The organism is Epilithonimonas hominis, from assembly GCF_003730015.1.
In the GTDB taxonomy this organism is placed as follows: domain Bacteria; phylum Bacteroidota; class Bacteroidia; order Flavobacteriales; family Weeksellaceae; genus Epilithonimonas; species Epilithonimonas hominis.
The window spans coordinates 1-2,991 of record NZ_RJTU01000046.1; the positions used below are offsets into that span (position 1 = coordinate 1).

Sequence of the window (2,991 nt, forward strand, 5' to 3'; positions counted from 1 at the left end):
GAGAGTAGGTCGCCGCCAGTTTTTTTTAAAAGCTCATCAATTTACTTTGATGAGCTTTTTTTTTGACCTTTTTTTAATTTATACAAATCGTATAAATGATTCTGATGGTTCTTCTTAATAATTGCAGATATCTTTTAATCTAAATTTTATGTAATTTGGTATTCTTAATTATAAGGATGAAAAATGTTAAAATAGAATTCAGAAAACCGATATATCCTATTGGTAAATCACTCGAAGACTATCTTGAAAAACATAACAGAACTACTCATATCCAAATCTGTTATGAAGATCTTTTGAGATTTTCTGGTTATACTTCGTTGCTTGATAAAGATGGAAAAGATACTTATTGGTTGGATGTTTTCTATCCTGAATTTGAATATTTGGAAATTGAAGCTAGTCTTAATAAGATATATACGCTTTTACATTCGGACGGTGATGAAGAGACCTTGCCTTTTTTAAAGGTTGATTCTATTCACTTCTGCAGTTTTGGAAATTCTAAACCATTTAGAATTAGGGTGAGGAATATTCTTAATGATAATTACACCAACTTTTATATCAAAAAAGCCGATGCTTCCAGAATTTATGGATTAGAGTTTGAAGACATCTTTTCGCCTAACAGAATCAATTTCCTTATTTTTAACGATACTTTGATAGAAGAACACATTCTTGGCATACCTGGTGATGTCTTTATCACAAGTTATTTATCACGATGTACTGAACTAGAAAAAGCTCAAATAGCCAAGGAATTTGTAAAATTTAATGAAAGATGTATGATAGGATTGCTAGGTGATATGCGTTCATATAATTATGTCGTCATTCCTATTCACGATTTTGACCAGGTTGTTTACAGAATTAGAGCAATCGATTTTGACCAGCAGAGTTATGAAGGTCAACTCAAAATATATATTCCTCAGTATTTTAAAGAAAATGCTAAAATGGTAGAACTAGTGAATGAAAAACTAAAACCTAATTCTGTAGAACAATATAGAAAGGAGGTTCGCTCTGCAATTGCTAAAAGAGTTCTGACAAGTAATCAGAGATATAAGGATTTGATAGAAATTATGAAAACGGATAACATTTCTTTACCGGAAAAAATATCAGAATTGGCTATTTCTCTTCAAAAACTAACTTACAATACCCATTTTAAAAAATGTAAAAATATGGGCGAGATTTTGGAGACCGGAATTAATTTTATCATAAAGAATTATCAACATTCCCAAATAAAAAAATAGAGAAGCGCTATAAGCCGGATTCTGTTAAAGCTTGTTATTTATCTACGATTGTCATTACTGAGAATCTTGAGCTGCTTACCCCTCATCAACGGACGAGCCGCCCTTAGCTGATGATATACTTAGCATTGCACCGCATAGAGTTTACCTGGTTTCACTACAGCCGAACTGTACTTGCTTTCTGTTGCACTTGTCCTATTTTCACAAATGACGGATGTTATCCGCTATGCTGCCCTACGGTGTCCGGACTTTCCTACCCAAAAATGAATTCGGATCAACAAGCCACGCTTCTCTGTTGCAAATTTACTAATAAAGGCTGAGCTTTTACGCTTATTAGCAAACTTCTTTACTAAAGACCAAATCCAGAATTGAAAGTAATGTTTGTAATCATCCCAATAAATCTTGGCGATGGATAAGCTTTCAAGACAGCGAATATTGAAAAATCGGAAAGATGCCCGAAAATGAATTGTTATTTTTGTATATTTCTTATCTTCGTTTCTGGAATGGAGCATAAACAAAAAGAGTTTTCTAAGCTTATAAAGGATAATCAGGGACTTATTATCAAGGTTTCCCGGCTTTATACACATTCATTTGAAGATCAAGAAGATCTTTTTCAGGAAATTGTGTTACAACTCTGGAAATCTTACGACTCATTCCAAGGTAACTCTAAAATATCTACATGGATGTACAGAGTGGCACTAAACACTGCAATCACATTATTTAGGAAGAAAACCAAACAACCTCCAACGGATGAACTTCAGGATTTTCATAGCAAGAATTTTTTGGAAGATTCTGATGAAAAACAGCAGCAGATTTCCCTGCTATATAAAGTTATAAAATTATTACCAGATGTGGAACGAGCCATTGTGATGATGTATCTGGACGATGAACCTTATAAAGAGATTGCTGACACACTGGGGATAACCGAAGTGAATGCCCGCGTGAAAATGAACAGATTAAAGAAAACATTAAAAGAATTAATGATAAAGCATGCCTAACTCAGAAGATTTTGATATTGATGCTCTAAAAAAAACTTGGAAAAACCAAGTGATCTCTGACGGATACAATCAGGATGAAATTGAGATGATGCTGAATAAAAAATCCAGAAATTATGTAAAATATATTCTTTGGATCAGTATTGCAGAATTTATTGTTTTCGGACTAATTAATTTTATTTCCGTTTTTTCCAATGACTTTCATACGGATTTTACAAACATCCTGAATAAATTGCAGATCAGAAATCAACCGGATGTAGAATTTTCACTAGATAAAATCTATAACAGTATGAAAATTCTGAGTCTTTTTATAACCGGTATTTTCGTGGTTGTATTTTATCTAAACTATAAGAAAATCGATGTGGAGTCTAATCTTAAAAAGTTTATTATACATATCATAAAATTCAAAAAAACGGTTAATCTCTTTATATTCAGTAATGTTTTGCTGCTGGTATTATTTATCGGTAGCTTGATTAGCCTGCTTACAATAACGATTAGAAGGCAAAATATTCATGTAGATAATCCTACCTTCTGGAGCCTGCTTATTGCGGTTAGCTTAAGTCTGCTAATCAGTGTTATGCTTATATTACTATATTACAAGCTAGCGTACGGAATTATTCTAAAAAGATTATCTAAAAATCTGAAACAACTTGAAAAAATTGATTTGGAAAAAGAAAATTGATATTTGATTTGGGCAGCTTTTCCGCGCTCCGTTCCCGCTATCCCAAAAAAAAGCCGATCCTTTTCCGAGGCCACTGAAAAACTAA

At 32.7% G+C, this 2,991-nt stretch carries 3 protein-coding genes and 1 other RNA gene; 3 read left to right on the forward strand and 1 reads right to left on the reverse strand.

Going from position 1 to position 2,991, the window contains the following annotated elements; translation table 11 throughout:
• The first annotated feature begins 176 nt into the window (after positions 1-176).
• Positions 177-1,232 carry a hypothetical protein gene (locus tag EGH73_RS06815; protein WP_123281228.1) on the forward strand — a complete coding sequence of 352 codons (1,056 nt, stop codon included), beginning with the start codon at positions 177-179 and terminating at the stop codon, positions 1,230-1,232.
• Here the strand turns inward: EGH73_RS06815 and rnpB are convergent.
• Positions 1,227-1,523: RNase P RNA component class A (gene rnpB / locus EGH73_RS06820), an RNA gene on the reverse strand. The two genes, EGH73_RS06815 and rnpB, sit on opposite strands and share 6 nt — an antisense overlap.
• A 209-nt stretch (positions 1,524-1,732) precedes the next feature.
• On the opposite strand from rnpB, the gene EGH73_RS06825 reads away from it, so the two are divergent.
• Both EGH73_RS06825 and EGH73_RS06830 read left to right on the forward strand, forming a co-directional pair.
• The gene (locus EGH73_RS06825; protein WP_123281229.1) at positions 1,733-2,227 is read left to right on the forward strand and encodes an RNA polymerase sigma factor; all 495 of its coding nucleotides are present in this window, start codon (positions 1,733-1,735) and stop codon (positions 2,225-2,227) included.
• The gene (locus EGH73_RS06830; protein WP_089771108.1) at positions 2,220-2,906 is read left to right on the forward strand and encodes a hypothetical protein; all 687 of its coding nucleotides are present in this window, start codon (positions 2,220-2,222) and stop codon (positions 2,904-2,906) included. The genes EGH73_RS06825 and EGH73_RS06830 overlap by 8 nt, the downstream gene beginning before the upstream one ends.
• The last annotated feature ends 85 nt before the right edge of the window (positions 2,907-2,991 follow it).